This window comes from Streptacidiphilus sp. EB103A, assembly GCF_041261405.1.
Taxonomy (GTDB): domain Bacteria; phylum Actinomycetota; class Actinomycetes; order Streptomycetales; family Streptomycetaceae; genus Streptacidiphilus.
Genome location: NZ_JBGCAQ010000014.1, coordinates 115677 through 131857, shown reverse-complemented (window position 1 = coordinate 131857; position 16181 = coordinate 115677). Strand labels below are relative to the sequence as shown.

Here is a 16181-nt window from a genome sequence, read left to right as displayed (position 1 = left end):
GGGTAGTGCGCCCGTGTGAGCATGCGACCAAGGGCCTTGGGGAATAGACAAACCAGTCCCAACTGCAGAGCCAGCAGGTCGACACCCTGCTTACAAGGAAGGTCACCCACGATGGCAGTGTTCATCACCGACGCCGATCTCGAAGACGAGGTCGCGATCGAGTGGATGCCTGGCGTCGACCCCACGAGGTACAGCTACATCCGCCAGCGCATCGAGCGGACCCGACGGCGACAAGGCAAGCCGGAATTCCACAGAGACGGCACGCTGCTGGGATGGGGCAATCTCCGGGCGGCGGCAGACCCGCGCTTTCCCGACAGCCCGCACAAGTGGCTGCGCCGGGTCTTCTACCTCAACAACAACGACCTGGATGCCAATCCGAGCGGCCCCTATCAGGTGGGGACGCCGACGGAAGCAATCGTGCCGGGCACAGTGAGTATCGGTGTCCTCGGCAAGCATCCAGATGAGGTCGCAGCGCAGGGCGCTGCGTAGGCAAGCCAATCAGAAGGGCACCTGCACCGCGGGTGCCCTTCACGCATCTCTCGCCTGGGCTGGCGACACTCCCAGTGCCCCTTCACCAGAGTCCGCCGGCGCCTGCCGCACCCCTACCTTCGTGCCGCCCCCGTGTTCCATAGGACTTGGGTGTCCTGGGCCGTGCTCGCTCCTTGAATCTGGTCGCAGTGGAGGAGCTATGTAGTGGCCCTACGAATTCCGATGCCGATCCCCCGCACCCTACGGCTGGACCGCCGGTGAGTAGGGCTGGAAACCGTGAGCTGCGGATCAGTCGGCAGACTCCACGCGACGCTGCGGCCTACCCACATTTTCCGAACCTCGAATTACGGGCACTTCAGGCACTGAGCCCAGTCTACAAGCGCTGTGAACTGCAGCTTTGTGGAGTGCCTGAACCAAGTTGGTGCCTTAATCCGCTCGACAAGCACTCACACAAGAGCCCTCCCCCTGGCAGGCGGTGCACCGCCCTAATCCCGGCTCGGAGATGGTCGGTTCTGCCCAGTGTCCCGCCCATGCGGGGACGGGCGCGTCGGCACGCCCCAGACGGCACGCACGTCCTCCCTTCCGACCACTCCCCCACCCAGTGCACCAATGGGCAACCCGCATCGGGCTGCCTGGCGAGGGCCGCATAGCGCTCACTCTGCTGGGCAGTGAGGCACGTGTCACGATCTTTCACGGTCGAGCAGACGCCGAACTTGCTCCAGGGTGCGCTGACTGGCTGCGTTCGACGCAGCGGCCTGACCACGATCCCTGGCCAGACGAGTAACACCGCGGAGCGTGGCACGCATGCAACCGGTGAGAGCTGCCAACTGCACTTCGGTCGGCCCGTCGCGCCTGGAGACGTTGTCCAGGGTCTCCAGGACCTCGTCCAACCAATACTCAACGTCCTCGTCCACCAAGAGGGCGCTGCGGGCCTCTACGAGGGCATGCGCCGAGTCCAGGATGCGCGCCTGATTCCTCCGCGTCTCCAGCGCTGTCGCCCTCGTCCTGGCTTCCTCCGCTGCCCGGTCTGCAAGTACAGCAACGACGGCCTCCGGCGTCCGCCGAACTGATGGCTCACCTGGTGAACCCAGAGCCTCCGCCCGCAACCGGGAAGCACGCTTGTGAGCACCGCTCGCCGTCTCGACGGCCAGCGCAGGAGCAAGCTCAGCCCACTCGGCACCATCACGTCGTGCGTCATCCACGGCGCGCAGTTGCATGCCATCCAGCTCTCCCCTGACCCACTCGCATAGCAGCACGCGAAGAACGAGTGCCGTCCTCCGAGAGCTCTCATCAGCGATGCGTCGCGACAGGGGCCCAGCAGCAAGGAGAAGCTGGATCGGTTCGTCCGACGTCGGGAGCATAGTCTCGTCCGACCCGCACGCCACCAAAAGGGCACGCAATTCGGATGCGGCTCGGGCTCCAGCAGCCCCTGCCGAAGGACGCGCCTTGATAAGGGGAGTAGTGGGATCAAGACGACGGTGACCCCGCCTGAGCTGGCGTTTCTCCATGCACCTAGCCTACTGCGGCTGGATTTCCACAATGGAAATCGACTCGTCGCGTGGTCTCGCGGCGCTTGCCAGTTTGCATCCCAAGGCTGTCCTGAAACCCCGGCGTGACCTTCTGACTAGCCACTCGACCCGGTTGTTCGCCGGCAACTCCTGTGGCACCGAAGCTGATGAGATCGGAGGGGAGACAGCGTGCGTGACAACTGACGTGGCTCGATGCCCATCCCCGCCAACTTGAACGACTCGCATAGATCACAGCAGCGATCCCCCGGCAGGCCGCTGACACTGTGGTGGCAGGTGGAGCGACCCGTGGCCTGCTCAGTCAGTGGGTCCTCGACCATCTTCCACCTTGGCGCTCTGCGACACGGTCGGCATGTCGCTCCAGTGATGAGTCCATGACGTCGGTACCACGAGTACCGGGTCGGACCCGCAAGGTTGATGTCCGCCCGCATGTCCATGTGCGAGATCGAGCATCAGGTACTCTCCAACTCTTGCGAACTGCGGGCACTTGAGGCACTCTGCCAGGCAGCCCCGAGGTATGTTTGCGCGAATCAAGTGGCCGATTCTCGGCCGGGAGTCCAGCACGTCGTTCAGTAGGTGGGCGAATGGATGGGCCGGGGCGCCCGGTCGCCCGGTCCAGTACCCGGTTGGTGATTCCACAGGTGGACGGCTTCTCGGCGACCCCTGGTCCGTGGCGCATTCATATCCGAGGACGAATGGCGCTGGTCAGACTGTCGTGTCGGCGGCCATGGCAGAGTCCAGGTGTGCGGCCAGTTGAGTCCCGGCTGATGGCCACCAGAAATCCAGGTGGATGGCCGTCCGGCCTGCGGTGTTCCTGATCGCTCCCTTATCTGAAGAAGACCCCTCCGTCCGGTTTGCTGGTGTTTGCGAAGCAACAGCGAACCGGCCGGAGAGGTCCTGTGACGAAGTCTGACAGAGAGATCATGGAAATATTCGAGGCGTACGACCTGACCGAGACGGTCTGGTCGGCGGCCACCCTGACAGGACACGACCCGAAGACGGTCAAGCGGTATGTCGAGGCCCGCGCCAGCGGGCGCAACCCGTACGAGCGCGAGCCGCGGCCCAAGATGATCGACGCATTCCTGGAGAAGGTCGAGGACTGGGTCGACCAGTCGAAGGCGACGATCCGCGCGGATGTGGCCCACGACAAGCTCGTGAAGATGGGCTTCGGGGGCAGTGCGCGCTCGACCCGGCGGGCGGTGAATGCGGCGAAGAACGCGTGGAGGGCCGGCAAGCGGCGGACCTACCGTCCGTGGATCCCCGAGCCGGGGATGTGGCTGCAGTTCGACTGGGGCGAGGGCCCGCGCATCGGCGGGCGTCGGACCTGGCTGTTTTGCGCATGGCTGTCCTGGTCCCGTTTCCGGGTGGTGATCCCGGTCTGGGACTGCACCCTGGGCACCCTGGTGGCCTGCCTGGACACCACCTTGCGCCGCATTGGCGGGGCCCCGACCTACGTGCTGACCGACAACGCGAAGACCGTCACCGTCGAGCACATCGCCGGGATCCCGGTGCGGCACCCGCAGATGGTCGCCGCCGGCCGGCACTACGGCTGCCAGGTTGTGTCCTGCGTGCCCTACGACCCCGAATCCAAGGGCGGCGCGGAGGCCACCGTCCGCATCGCCAAGGCCGACCTGGTGCCCACCGACGCGAACCTGCTGCCCGCCTACGACACCTTCGCCGACCTCGCCGACGCCTGCCTGACCTGGTGCGATGCGGTGAACACGCGCCGCCACCGAGCGACCGGGCAGATCCCGGCGGACCGCTTGGACATCGAACGCACCACGCTGCACGTCCTGCCCACCGAGCCCCTTGCCCTCGCGCTGGGCGAGGAGCGGGTGGTCGGCTCGGACCGCACGATCAGCTTCCAAGCGGTGCGCTACTCGACCCCGCCGGGATATACCGGCGCCCGGGTCTGGTGCCGGGTGGTCGGCGAGGAACTGTCGATCACCGCCCGCACCAACTCCGGTGACCTGTCCGAGATCTGGCGCCACCAGCTGTCCACGCCCGGCGTTCCGCAGATCATCGACGCGCACTACCCCGACCATCCCGACGGTCGCTCGGTCCACCAGCCCCGACTGCAACCGCGCTCGGAGGCGGAGATCGCGTTCGTGGGCATCGGACCGGGAGCGGGGCGCTGGCTCAAGGAGGCGGGACCCGCAGGCACGGTCCGGATCCGCGCCAAGATGGCCCACGCCGTCGAGCTCGCCACCGTCCTGGGCGGCGACAAGGTCGACCAGGCCCTGGGGCTGGCGGCAGCGGCCGGGCGCTTCGCCGACGACGACCTGGTCTCCATCCTGGAGCACATCGCCGCGAACAAGCCGGCCGGGCAGGTCGTGCGCGCGGACGAGGCCCACTCCGCCCAGAACGGCACCATCGGCTGGCAGGCCCTGGGCCGCTGAGCCGACAGGCCGCCCAGCACAGCAGCCTGATTGAACGTCACTCAAGAGAACGGCACCGCCATGAGCTTTCCCAACCCGCCGGCCATCCCCGAGGAACTCGACAAGCTGATGCGCCGGATGCGCCTGCCCTACATGCGCAAGGCCGCACCCGACGTGCTGGCCACCGCCCGCGCGCAACGCTGGGACCCCGCCGAGGTCCTGCGGTTGCTGATCGCCGAGGAGGTCACCGGCCGCGACGCCGCGACCCGCCACCTTCGACGCCACTCGGCGAATTTCCCCACCGGCAAGACCCTGGCCTCCTGGCGGGCCGAGGACTCCACCATCCCTGAACCCACCCAGAACTCCCTAACCACCCTGGAGTGGATCGGCCGCGCCGAGAACCTGGTCATCGCCGGCCCGTCGGGAACCGGAAAGTCGCACTTCACCGAGGGCCTGGCCCAGGCCGCGATCGAGAAGGACCTGCGGGTGGCCTGGTTCACCCTGGAGACCCTGGCCGCGGCGATCGGCAAGTCGAAGGTCGACGGGTCCACCGCGCGAACCGTCGCGCGGATCTGCCGGGCCGACTTGATCGTCATTGATGATATTGGCCTACTACCGGTCGGCGAGGACGCTGCCGAGGCGTTCTACCGCATCATCGACGCCGCCTACGAACGACGCTCCATCGCGGTGACCAGCAACATCCACCCCTCGGGCTTCGACACGATCATGCCCAAGACCCTCGCCGGGGCCAGCACCGACCGCCTCATGCACCACGCTCACCTGGTGACCACCACCGGCGACTCCCACCGGCTCGCCGAGGCCCTCGCCGGCAAGGGAGTGGTCCCCCTGAACTGACCCCCACCCCCAGGAACACCACCGGCCACAGGCCTGGATTTCTGATGGCCACCAGCCTGGACACCAGATGACCGCCCACCTGGGCATCTCAATGACCGTTGACACTGTCGGCAGATCGACGCTCCTCCGTGGTACCCCAGGAGCGCCGTTTCACCCCGCTCCGCGCAGAAGCAGCGGTCTCGACCAGGCCGGGCTGTGGAAATCAGGCTCGGGGCAGTGCCGAGTGCGGCTATGGCGTCCTGTCGCAGTAGCTCCGCCTCGCGAGCTACCTTGGGCGTCAACGCGTGGCTCCTCTGCTGGCGTGGACGACAAGCCCTACGTATGGACCTCGCTCGGTGAGGCCGTCCCCTCCTCGATCTCCACCATCGTCCTGCCGTAGACCACCAGCATCTCCTCTGTCGCGATGTCCGACTCGTCGAGGGCCTGCAGGGCGCCCGTGCAATCGGTGGACTGGACGCGTCGCCGATCGTCGCCCGCTCACTTCCTCAACCCCAAGCTCGGCGAAGTCGGCCCGCGCTGGAGCAAGGCTGTCCGCACGACCCCTAACCTGCCCAGCTCATCAGCGACCCGCTTCTGCTCGTTCAGAAGAGCCCGATGGGCATTCTCTGCGGTCTCAACCTCCATGAGCCGGCCGTCGGTGCCGCAGAACGAGCCCTGGACATCGCTGCCTGCCAAACGACTGGATAGGAACGCACACGTGGGGCACCCTGTCCGCCCGTCCGAGCGGTAGTCGATGTGGGGGCGCAACCGCTGCGCGGACCAGTGAGATCTAGATGCGCTAGTTTCCCCGGGAAACTTCTGCAGTCTCGGGCCCGATCATTTAGCGTCTCGCCCGCGCGAGCGGCAGCCAGATCCAACTAGCCTCGTCTCTTCCGCTATACCCCGGGACGTTCGCACCGCGAAGAACTGATGGCTGCTTCCGACGGCGTCGGCGCTGCCCGAGATACATCTGCGACCAGCGATCAGCTCGCGATCGATCCTTCAGGGATTGCCGACAGTCCTGGGCGATCCATGGCCACCGCCAGCACTCAAGATTTCGCGGAGCAGAGCGGAGCGGAGCCTCACTGCAGGCTCTAGCGAGTCGTCCTGAATGATCCTCGTCCGAGTCCCCAGGCTCAGCGAGAGTGACGGGATGGCGGCCGATTGGCGCTGGATGATGAGTCCCGCTCAACCCTCAACCCAGACCGGGCGACACTGGGCCAGGGGCAGCCTTCAAGCGCCCCATCGATAGCCATCGTGCGGCTCCGGATGTTTCCCGGGGAAACATCCGGAGGACTCCCCCGCCGAGTATCGGAGCCGCTGTGCGACCCCACTAGTCAGTTCGCCTCGTGGTTCGTTGAGCAACACGCTCCGGTCCGACCGCTGAGAGCTACAGGGACGCGGGCTGCTACACCACCGCCAGAGATGTGGCTGCGTGAGTCGCTGCGCGCTGCCTGCAGTGAATCCGTGTCCGTGGCCGGTTCCCTCGTCGATGTGCCTACGACCCCGGCTGCTCCCGGCTAGGCCCGCGGTGAGGCGCTTCGGCGAGATCGCTGCGGCGTCGGCGGACGGGGCTAGCTTGGTGAAGGGTGGGTCTCGTCACGGCGCCAGGTTGGTCCCCGTGCGGATTAGCGTCCGGACGCTCCACGGCGCGGATTCCTATAGGCGGTCCGTCGTCAGCCTCTGCTTGGGCACGCAGTTTCAGCCCGTGATCGAGCTGTCGGCGCTGTCCCAGGGCGGCACGCTCTGCTGCGGACGCAGGCCCCTGGATGTGGTGGTGAGGGAAATGAGCCGGCGCTCGATTCCCACGACCTCCGATGGACGGCGATGTGAGATCCATTGGTGCCTAGCCAACCAGGGGGATGTGAAGGAGGTGATTCCATTCGTGCCAGCTCTTGCCAGTGATCGGCAGCAGATGTTTCCCGGGGAAACTTGGGCCGGCACGCTGGGGGAGGGGGGTCTACCAGATGGGGGTTGGCGGCCGTCTCTTATGAGGCCAGCCTGGCTACCATCGTGCGTTGCTGGCATCACGCTGTGTTCGGTGACCGCACCACCGCCGCGTTGGCAATGCCCAGGATGTATGCACTGCTGACGGTGCGGAAGATCTGACCGGCGGACAGACTCGGAAGCGGAGCGGTGTACTGCGGCAACACGCCATAGTGCTGAGGCTTTCAGTCCGCCCCGTTCGAGAGAACGGGCCAGCACCGGACTCAATCGGCGATGCTCTCCACGCCAGCTGACCGCCGCGATACCCATGCAGTGCCCTGCCCAGCCATCACGTCACTAGCCATCCGCATCTGTGCGAGACGACCGGGCTGCGACGAACCAGCGTCGGTGTCGCCAGGTCCGTCCACCCCCTGCTGACCCATGACCAGCCGAGCGGGCAGGCGTACTCACCCGGGTGCGCCTGACCAGACCACAGGAACTCGCGACTATCGGAATCATGACATCTCGGATGAATCGCCCTCTCGCGCATCGGGTGGGCGTTCCCCGGGCCGCACTGGCCGCTATCGTGTGGACGCAGCAGTCACCGACACTAGGGAGAAGGCGCATGGCACGCGGGGTCCTCGGCAACGGGAACAAAGGCGGAGGCACGCCCGACGCTACGAGCAATACCATCCTCCAGCGCAGAATCGCTGCGACAGTGGCAGCAGGGACGTTCAGTGCGCCGCAAGGCGCCGAGAGCGAGCCAGCCCTGCCTGTTGACGGCGACACAATCGAGCTGGACCCGAAGGCCATCGCGCCGTGCCCGCTCAATCCACGAAAGCACCTGGGTGATCTCTCGTCGCTTATCGCGAGTATCAAGTCCAAGGGTGTGCTCGAACCGGGCGCGGTGATGCACCGTGAGGTCTTCGTGGAGCACTACCCGGAATGCGACCCCGACACGGAACAGCGCGAGTGGGTAGCGATCTTCGGACACCGTCGGCGTGCTAGCGCTGAAGCAGCTGGCGTTCTGATCAAGATGATCCTGCGAGATGACATTGCTCGCACACTTGCCGTCGAAGAGGCGATGGTTGAGGAGAACGAAGAGCGCAGCAACCTCAGCCCGATTGAGCAGGCCGAGGCCATCCAGGACTACCGGCAGCGCAAGGGCATCACGGCGGAGGCTGCTGGCGAGCGACTTTTCAAGTACACCAAGGGCACGACCTCCAAGCGCCTCTCGCTTCTGCGGATGGCTCGTGAAGTGCAGGACGCGACGCACCGCGGTGAGGTGGGCCCGCGCGACGCGTACGCAATCGCCCAGCTCTGCTCGGCTGCGGCTTTCGCCGACGAGGAGGCACGAACCCAGGCACAAGCCAAGCAGGTCGCCGTGCTGGAACTGATGCGAGAGGGGACACTCACCGCTGACGGCGCGATCGAAGAATTGTTTCCGAAGAAGATCCCGCAGACGGACAAGCAAGTTGAGTCCGCGCCAGCGACGGCGGCTTCGGGGCTGGCCGGCCAGCCTTCCGTCGAGCACGTGCCGTCTGCTGCACCGCTCACGGCAGTTGAGGAAGTAGAGGCGGAGGCCGGTGAGGGTGACTCGGGCGCTGCTGGGAGTTCCGGAGAGCCGGCGTCCAATGAAGCGCTTGAGTCGGCCAGCGAGCCTTCTGCTCAGTACGTGCCGTCTGCTGCACCGCTTGCGGCAGTTGAGGAAGTAGAGGCTGAAGAAGGAAAAGGTGACCTGGATGCCGCCGAGCGCCCTGCGGAAGGGGCGACCGACGACACGCCCGAGTCGGCCACGGAAGAGGCTTCACCCTCCCGGGCTACCATGCCGTCTCACGAGACGTCAGCGACGCGTGTGGCGAGCCCCGCAGAGTCGGCCGAGGGCCAGGGTACAGAGCCGCGAGGTGAAGCGAACGTGCCATCACCCCGTTCCGCAGTCGGCCAGGAGGATGCCGTTGAGCAGCGGGAGCTCTCCTGCCAGATGGTTCTCGAGAGTGAGGATGCCACCTCGCTCGTGCTCGAATGGCATGGCTCGCTAGTCTCCGTTGCGCTGGAACACGACAGTAACTCGCTCGCATTGGCCCAACTCAAGGCATATCAGTGGCTTCGATCGGTGGGCATTGGCCCGGAAGCGTCCAATGCTGAAACCTACTTCGCTTCCATCTCGGCAGCGGAAGACGCTAAGCTGAGCGCCCGAGCTGCCCTGGGCGTTGCCCTCGCCAGCCGTGAACTGCGCCTCACGCTTCCTGGCCATGTCTGGACAGCGGCTGATGCTGCGCATGTCGAATTCCTGTCGCTCCGCGGCCACTACGTTCCCTCGGCCTGGGAACAGTCCAAGATCGACGAAGTTTCCCAGGGAAACCTCACGTCGGGCACAACGCACGCCGCGCCCCTCTCCTAGGAGACTCACGTGTCCTCTTTGGCCAAGACAACCGCCGTTGCTAATACGCACCGGGTGATGGCCTTCATCAACCAGGCCGGCGGATCCTGCAAGACGACCACTGCGGCTGCCTTTGCTGGGCTCGCTGCTGAGGCTGGCCTGCGCGTTCTCCTCATCGACCTGGACTCTCAGTGCAATGCGTCCAAGATCTGTGGGTATGAGTGGTTGCCCGGAGTGGGCCGACCGTACCTCTATGACCTCGCGGAAGACCACCCCGACCTCAAGGCGAATCTGGACCGGCGCACGGTGTTCGAGGTTCTGGCAGGGGAGAAGGTGCCCGATGGTCCGGGCAAGCAGAAGAAGCTCGACGTGCCGATGGAACGCGCCATCTTCCCGGCCCGCTACCGAGTCTCGCCCGACCTGAATGATCACAGCCCGGAGGCATTCGCGCCCGTTCCAAATCTCGACATTGTCCTGGGGTCCGAGTTGATGGCGGATGCCGTTGAGGAGATCGCAAAACAGGAGATGGGTGGCTTCTGGCTCAGGAGGAAGTTGAAGCCCCTGATCGATGCCAATCAGTACGACTTGTACCTCGTCGACTGCCCGGCCGCTCTCGATCGTGGGCTCTCGGCAGTGATGGTGGCGGCACCCGAGATCATCGGTTGTGTCACGCCGGGCGGCAAGGAAATGGAAGCACTCGTGAAGGCGAGCTTCTCCATGGAAGCCGTGCGAAACATCTACGACGGCCACGACGTGTTCCCTGAGCTGGTGGGCATCATCGTCGGCCGCGTGCACAAGAAGAAGGACGGGACAGTGAACCGCTTCAAAGGCGGGGCTGCGGCAAAACGAGTCTCCGATCTCGAGGAAGCCTACGGCAGCGTCGTCAAGGGAATGATTCGCGAGGACGTGCGCGTGGGCGAAGCGTACGACCAGCAGATCACCTTGTCCCAGTACGACCCGACAAGTGAGGTGGTGGCGGACTACCGCGCTGCCGCCGTGTCACTCGGCATCGTCGCAGCCTGAATCCGGCATCCGTAAGCTTGACAGCGGTTTTGTGCGGAGCTGGCGGTCCCTGCCGCCTCGCATGTTGACAATGGCTGGGCTTCCAAGGAAGCCCAGCCACTGCGTTGGTGTAGTTCGGAGCCCCCAAAAGCGGATGAGACATGGGGGAGGCCTCGGTGCCTTGCCTTGTTTCAGTGCCAGGGCTCGTCGGCGTCATGCAAGAGGACCCGCTGTTGCGCAACGCCGTTAGAACATGCCCTCGCCGTAACTCCGTCTGTCTCCTGCGCGCACGGGTCAACTGGCCCGCAGAGAAAGAGTCGTCGCGCGGGGCAGTCTAGGCAGCCTGCAGTCGCCGCCCATGCGTTACGACGGCGTTCGGGGTTGCCTGAACGTACCCCTCCCAGTTCTGGCCGACCTGGGAAGATCGAGCGAGAAGTGCGATTGAGCCGACTACTCCATTACCTTGCTACACGGGGCCGGCGGTCATCTCCTGGCCGGGGCGCGGAGAACGGACCAGGAGTATCTCTGAGAGTGGATCAGGCGAAGCTGCTCGCCGGCACGAATCCCGGGATTGAGATGGGCCATGGCGCCCAAGCCTGCAGCGTCAGCTTGGAGCGAAGCGCCCGATGCTCCGCGGGTGGGTCGCAAGTATGCGGAGGAAGTCAGCGGGTCCCGTAGCTGAGCTCGATGCACAGGTGCACCCGCGGTCCGTCGCAGGCCCCGTAGTGCGTCCTGGACTCAATAGGACTCGCTAGCAGGGTGTGGAATTCTGATATGTCCGATTGATTCGCGAAGAATTTTAGCAGGACCTCACGATGCGGGAGGTGGTGATTCCCGGAATGGGGTCTCAAGAACCCCCTGTTCATGGTTAACCTTTGGTCTCTACGTCGTTGGCGCCCACACCCAGCATTCAGACGGGGCATCAAACCAGCGGCTAGCAAGCCCATCGGAGTGTATAGAGGGGGGCTTCGCCATGGATCATCGCATGACGCTCCATCCACGTCGCGGTATGCAAAAAACCCGGCTGCAAAATCTGGGGCTGGAAGTCGGCGTCGGGATCGGCAAGGAAGTGTTGACCGATGCGCTTTCGTGGCGGAATGTGAGCAGCAGCATGGACGGCCGCGCATGGGGGATTTCCGGTGAAGCGACGGCGCTACCCCCGGTGCCAGCCAGCCTCCCCCAGTGTGGACTGGGGCGGCTCTCTCGCCGGACCGTCGTGCCCGCCCGGCGCGGCCGTGACGCCCTCGTTGGGGCAGCGCGCCCGCAGGACCCTTACCCTTCCGGAGTCCTCGTGACTACAGCCGCCCATTGCCTCCTGGTGGTTGGCACCGCCGGGCGCGCGGAGGCTGAGCTTCTGTTTCAAGGCGCGGGCTTGGCCGGGCTGTTGGTCTTCCTCGACCAGCCTGGGTGGCGAGCGGACCAGGCGGCGGGATCGTCGTCGTGTAGGAGCAGTTGGCCGGTGCGAGGTGGCCTGCTGGCCGCGGTGGGGGAGCGGACGAGTGCTCCTGGTGACACAGCGCACCCTGGTGAAGACGGCTGCTGGCGCGTGGGCACCGTAGGCAGCAGCATCATGTGGCAGTCGTGGGCTACAGGGCGAGGAGGTCGCGGACCCTGTCGGGCAGGGCGGCGATTCGGTCGGGGTGGGCGATGAAGTAGTCGCGGGCGCGGTCGGCAGTGGCGCGGTCGATCGTGAGCGGGGCGGGTGCTGCTGGAAGGCCGAGTGCTTCGCGGGCCTGGGCGTCGAGGTGGGGTGCGAGGGCGGTGAAGTCGGCGCCAGCGGCCTGCGTCTGAAGTTCCTCGTAGGTGGGCCGGCTGTCGTCGGGGACCGCGGTGTCCACGGGCTGGGGTGCGGGCTGGGAGTCGAGGCGCGAGGTGCGGGGCTCGGGCTGGGACTGCGGGGTCATGTCCTTGGCTCCTCGGTGTGCTGGGCTGGTGTGCAGGTGACGATAGTGGTTGCGATGCGGGGGCGCTTCAGTAGCGGGGTACGTCGTCGACGTCGACGAGTTGGACCATGCAGAACTTGCGGCCGTCGACGTGGACGTTCTCGTGGATGCCGACGACGCGGTAGGCGGTGTCGCGGGGCATGAGGCGCTCGTACTCGTCGTAGTCGGAGATGGATTCCAGGGGTGCCCCCTTGCTGGAGACGATCTCGAACATGACGCTGTGGGAGGCGAAGCGGGTCTCCTGGGCCTCGTCGTCGTACCAGTCGTCATGGGCGAAGACAACGCTGGCGTGGGGGTCGTGGGAGGTGGACATGTAGGAGGCGTCGCGGTAGGTGCGCCCGATGCGGAAGCGTTTGCGGACCCAGGCGACGACGGTGTCGCTCTCGCGGACTTCGTAGGGCGGTGTGTAGCCGCGGTAGACGCGGTGGGGTTCCTCGGGGGTCTCGGCGGTGGCGAGGGCGGAGTCGAGGTGCTTGGCGATGGAGCGCATGGACTGGCCCTCGTAGCCGTCGACGTCCTCGTCCATGCCGCGGCCGCTGTAGAGGTGTTCGTTGATCTCGGTGAAGGAGTTCTCGGTGTACTGCTTGAGCCAGATCTCCTCGTCGCCTTCCAGGCCGCTGCTCCAAGCCTCGGCTTCTTCGACGAACTGCTCGCGGTAGTAGGGGTCGATGGCTTCGCGTTCGCCGTCGCCGTCCAGGCCGTACTGCTGCCAGGGCCGGCCGGGGCGCTTGTCGGCGGCGGCTCGGATGATCTGTGCGGCCTGGTCGACGGGCATGCGGTCGTAGACGACGGTGCCGTTGTCGGTCGTGTAGGCCCAGGGGGACTTGGCGAGGGCGTCGTACCGGTCGCGGTCCAGGTCGTGGAAGGCGACGCGGGCGTAGGGGTGGCCGTCGGTGCCGTCGGGGTGGACGGTGGCGGAGCCGGCGAAGCCCTCGCGGTTCCAGGCGACGCTCTGGCCGCCGTCTTCGCGGGCGATGACGGGGCCGTCGGCTCCTGCGGCGCGGGCCAGGGCGTTCGCGGCGCGGCGGTGCTCGGTGTCGGAGACGGCCGCAGGAGGCCGGTTGTCCCGGGACTCGTCGGGGTCGGGTGCGCCGGCGGGGCGGCGGTCGAGCAGGTCGCGGGTGTCGTCGGCGGCCCGGCGGGTCTGCAGGCTGTTGTGCAGGGCCTTGTCCTCGTCGCCGTCGCGGACGGCTTCGGCGGTCTTGCGTGACCATTCCTCGGCCCGGGCGTAGGCCTCGGCGGCGGGGTGGTCGGGGCCGGCCTGTGCGACGGCGGTGCCCAGTGCCGGTGGGAGTGCTCGGTGGGCGGCCCGGACGGCGCGGTGCGAGGAGGTGCACCGCCGGCCGCCGGCCGAGAGGGACTTGCACAAGGCTGCGCGCTCGCTTTCCCGCCTGGGGCGGTGTCGGACCGGGTGGTCCAACTACGGTGCGTGCGGCGGCCTGTGGACAGAGGTCGCGCGGGGTCGGCCGGCGGTCAGGGCTGGTGGGGCCGGTGCCACAGGGCGATGACCTGCGGCGGCTGCGGGGGGCCGGGCTGGGGTTGTTCGGCGCTCTGGGCGGTGAGTTCCTCCCAGGTGGGCCGCGGCTGCAGCGGGGTGAGCGGTGTCAGGGGCCGGGGTGCGGGCTGGTTGGCGAGCCGGCTGGTGGCGTGCGGGGCCATGAGGGTCTCCAGGTGGGGGGAAAGCAAGATGGGAAACTATTAATATACAGGGAATTCAATGGCTGGTCAACCGGTGGCGCCCGGCTGCGGTGCCTGGGGAATAGTGCCAGCCGCCACTGACATCCGCACCGCAGTTTTCCGCTGGCCCCGCCGCTGCCGCTCCGGTCCGCGGCGGGGCCGGGCGCGGTCAGTACTGGGGGATGTCGCGGACGTCGACGAGTTGGACCAGGACAGCTCGCTCGCCGGCGACGTGGGTGTCCTCGTGGATGCCGACGACGCGGAAGGTGGAGCTGCGCGGCAACAGCCGCTCGCGCTCGAGGTTCCTCATCCCCGACATGGTCGCCAGGGGCGCGCCGTGGCTGGTGACGATCTCGAAGACGACCTTGTGGGAGGAGTGACCGGAGGTGCTGCCGTCGGCGGTCCACCCGGGGCCCACGGCCCCCTTCTTGTGCTTCCACAGTGTGTGGGAGAAGGCGGCGGCCTTCTGCGGGCAGTGGGAGGTGGAGATGTAGGAGTCGTCGCGGTAGGTCTGGCCGACCTGGAACGTCGTGCGGGCCCACTGCTGGACGGTGTCGGAACGCCTGACGTCCATGGGAGGCGTGTAGCCGCGGTAGACGGTGTGCAGCCGCCCGTCGGTGCGGGCCTTGGCCAGGGCCGAGTCCATGGCGGCGGCGATCTCGCGCATGGGCACGCCGCTGTCGCCGACCTCCTCGTCCATGGACTTGTGGGTGAACAGGTGGCGGTTGATGTACTCGCTGGAGGAGCCCGTGTACTCGGCGACCCACGAGCGCTCCGGGATGCTGAGGTCCTCGGCCCAGGCGTCGGACTCGCGCTGCAGCGGGTCGGCGTCCTGCTCGGCGAGCTGGTGGCGCCGACCCGCGCCCTGCAGGCCGTGCTGCTCCCAGGGGCGGCCGTGGCGGCCGGTGGCGGCGGCCTTGATGATCTGCTCGGCCTGGTCGGCCGGGACGCGGTCGTAGACGACCGCGCCGCCCTCGGTGCGGTAGGGCCACGGCGAGGTGGCCAGCGCCTGGTAGCGGTCGCGGTCAAGGCCCCGCAGCTCGACGCGGGCCTGCGGGTGGCCGGTCTCGTCGGCCGGGTAGACGGTGGCGCAGCCGGCGAAGCCGGGGGAGCCCCAGGCGACGCTGTGGCCGCCGTCCTCGCGGACGCTGAAGGCGGCCCGTGGTCCCATGCCGGTCGCGTCGGCGAGCGCGGCGGCGGCCCGTACGTGGGTGGGCGGTTCGAACCGCGGGAGCGGCTCGGCCGGCGGCTCGGGGGCCGGGCGCGGGGTGGGTGTCAGGGCGTAGGCGTGGCGGGGGTCGGTGGCGTCGGGGTAGCGCTGGCGCCGCTGGGGGTCATTGAGCAGGGTGCGGGCGGCGGCCGCGCAGGTGCGGGCGTTGCCGGCGTACAGGGCTGCCCGTTCGGGGTCCTCGTCGCGGGCCGCCTGCCGGGTCCTCTCCGCCCAGGCGGATGCCTGGGTGAGGGCGGCTGCGGCGGGGTGTTCGGGGCCGGCCTGGGCGACGGCTCGGCGCAGGTGCGGGGTCAGGACCCGGGTGGCGGACCTGACGGCGGGGTGGGAGCAGCCGCACCGCCGTCCGCCGGAAGACAGGGATCTGCACACAGGGGCGCTCGCTTCCTGCCCCCTGGGGCGGGGGCGGTCGGACCGGGTGGGTCCGACCACGGTGCGGCGGTTGGCCTGTGGACAGAGGCCGCCGGGTGGCGGCGGTGCGGGCTACTCGAAGGTGGGGGAGGGGTTGGGGCGGGTGGCGGTGGTGGGGTCGGTGGCCACGGTCAGCGAGGAGAGCGTCTCGATGGTGCCGTCGTCCTTGCGGACGGCGGTCACGCCGCCGATCTCGGCGAAGGCGGGGTTGTCGTCCACGAGGAACTCGCGGGCTCCGACGTTGAAGACCCAGTGGGTGGGGGTCTCGGTGATGGTGCGGTCGTCGAGGCAGAACGTGCCGTTCGTCCAGTCGCGGCCAAGGGTGGTGCGGACCAGGTCGCGGGCGTTGTCGTACGTGATGGTCATGGGACCCCTCTCATTTCGTTT

General features: G+C 67.3%; 10 protein-coding genes. 5 read left to right on the top strand and 5 right to left on the bottom strand.

The annotated features are described in order from the left end of the window. The first annotated feature begins 111 nt into the window (after positions 1-111). The 5 genes from ABH941_RS23470 to ABH941_RS23450 all read left to right on the top strand — a co-directional run bounded on the left by ABH941_RS23470 (position 112) and on the right by ABH941_RS23450 (position 10556). Complete coding sequence (locus tag ABH941_RS23470; protein WP_370131411.1) at positions 112-489, top strand: DUF6009 family protein; 378 nt, start codon at positions 112-114, stop codon at positions 487-489. A gap of 2449 nt (positions 490-2938) precedes the next feature. Further along, positions 2939-4414, top strand: a complete 1476-nt coding sequence (istA, locus tag ABH941_RS23465; RefSeq protein ID WP_370131410.1) for an IS21 family transposase — start codon at positions 2939-2941, stop codon at positions 4412-4414. A gap of 30 nt (positions 4415-4444) precedes the next feature. Then, on the top strand, positions 4445-5248 hold the full coding sequence (istB, locus tag ABH941_RS23460) for an IS21-like element helper ATPase IstB (protein WP_370131409.1): 804 nt from the start codon (positions 4445-4447) through the stop codon (positions 5246-5248). Between the two features lie 2530 nt (positions 5249-7778). Then, positions 7779-9554 carry a ParB N-terminal domain-containing protein gene (locus ABH941_RS23455; RefSeq protein WP_370131408.1) on the top strand — a complete coding sequence of 592 codons (1776 nt, stop codon included), beginning with the start codon at positions 7779-7781 and terminating at the stop codon, positions 9552-9554. 9 nt (positions 9555-9563) lie between these two features. Beyond that, positions 9564-10556 carry a ParA family protein gene (locus ABH941_RS23450; RefSeq protein ID WP_370131407.1) on the top strand — a complete coding sequence of 331 codons (993 nt, stop codon included), beginning with the start codon at positions 9564-9566 and terminating at the stop codon, positions 10554-10556. A 1565-nt stretch (positions 10557-12121) separates the two neighbouring features. Here ABH941_RS23450 and ABH941_RS23445 read toward each other — a convergent pair. From ABH941_RS23445 to ABH941_RS23425, 5 genes are all read right to left on the bottom strand, one after another. Next, positions 12122-12439: a hypothetical protein gene (locus tag ABH941_RS23445; RefSeq protein ID WP_370131406.1), complete on the bottom strand. Its 318-nt coding sequence runs from the start codon at positions 12437-12439 to the stop codon at positions 12122-12124. Between the two features lie 67 nt (positions 12440-12506). Beyond that, positions 12507-13847, bottom strand: coding sequence for an ADP-ribosyltransferase (locus ABH941_RS23440; RefSeq protein WP_370131405.1), 1341 nt, complete (start codon positions 13845-13847; stop codon positions 12507-12509). Positions 13848-13951: 104 nt separating this feature from the next. Beyond that, positions 13952-14164, bottom strand: coding sequence for a hypothetical protein (locus tag ABH941_RS23435; RefSeq protein ID WP_370131404.1), 213 nt, complete (start codon positions 14162-14164; stop codon positions 13952-13954). A gap of 160 nt (positions 14165-14324) precedes the next feature. Then, positions 14325-15755, bottom strand: coding sequence for an ADP-ribosyltransferase (locus ABH941_RS23430; protein WP_370131403.1), 1431 nt, complete (start codon positions 15753-15755; stop codon positions 14325-14327). Positions 15756-15866: 111 nt separating this feature from the next. Then, the gene (locus ABH941_RS23425; RefSeq protein WP_370131402.1) at positions 15867-16160 is read right to left on the bottom strand and encodes a hypothetical protein; all 294 of its coding nucleotides are present in this window, start codon (positions 16158-16160) and stop codon (positions 15867-15869) included. Between the last annotated feature and the right edge of the window lie 21 nt (positions 16161-16181).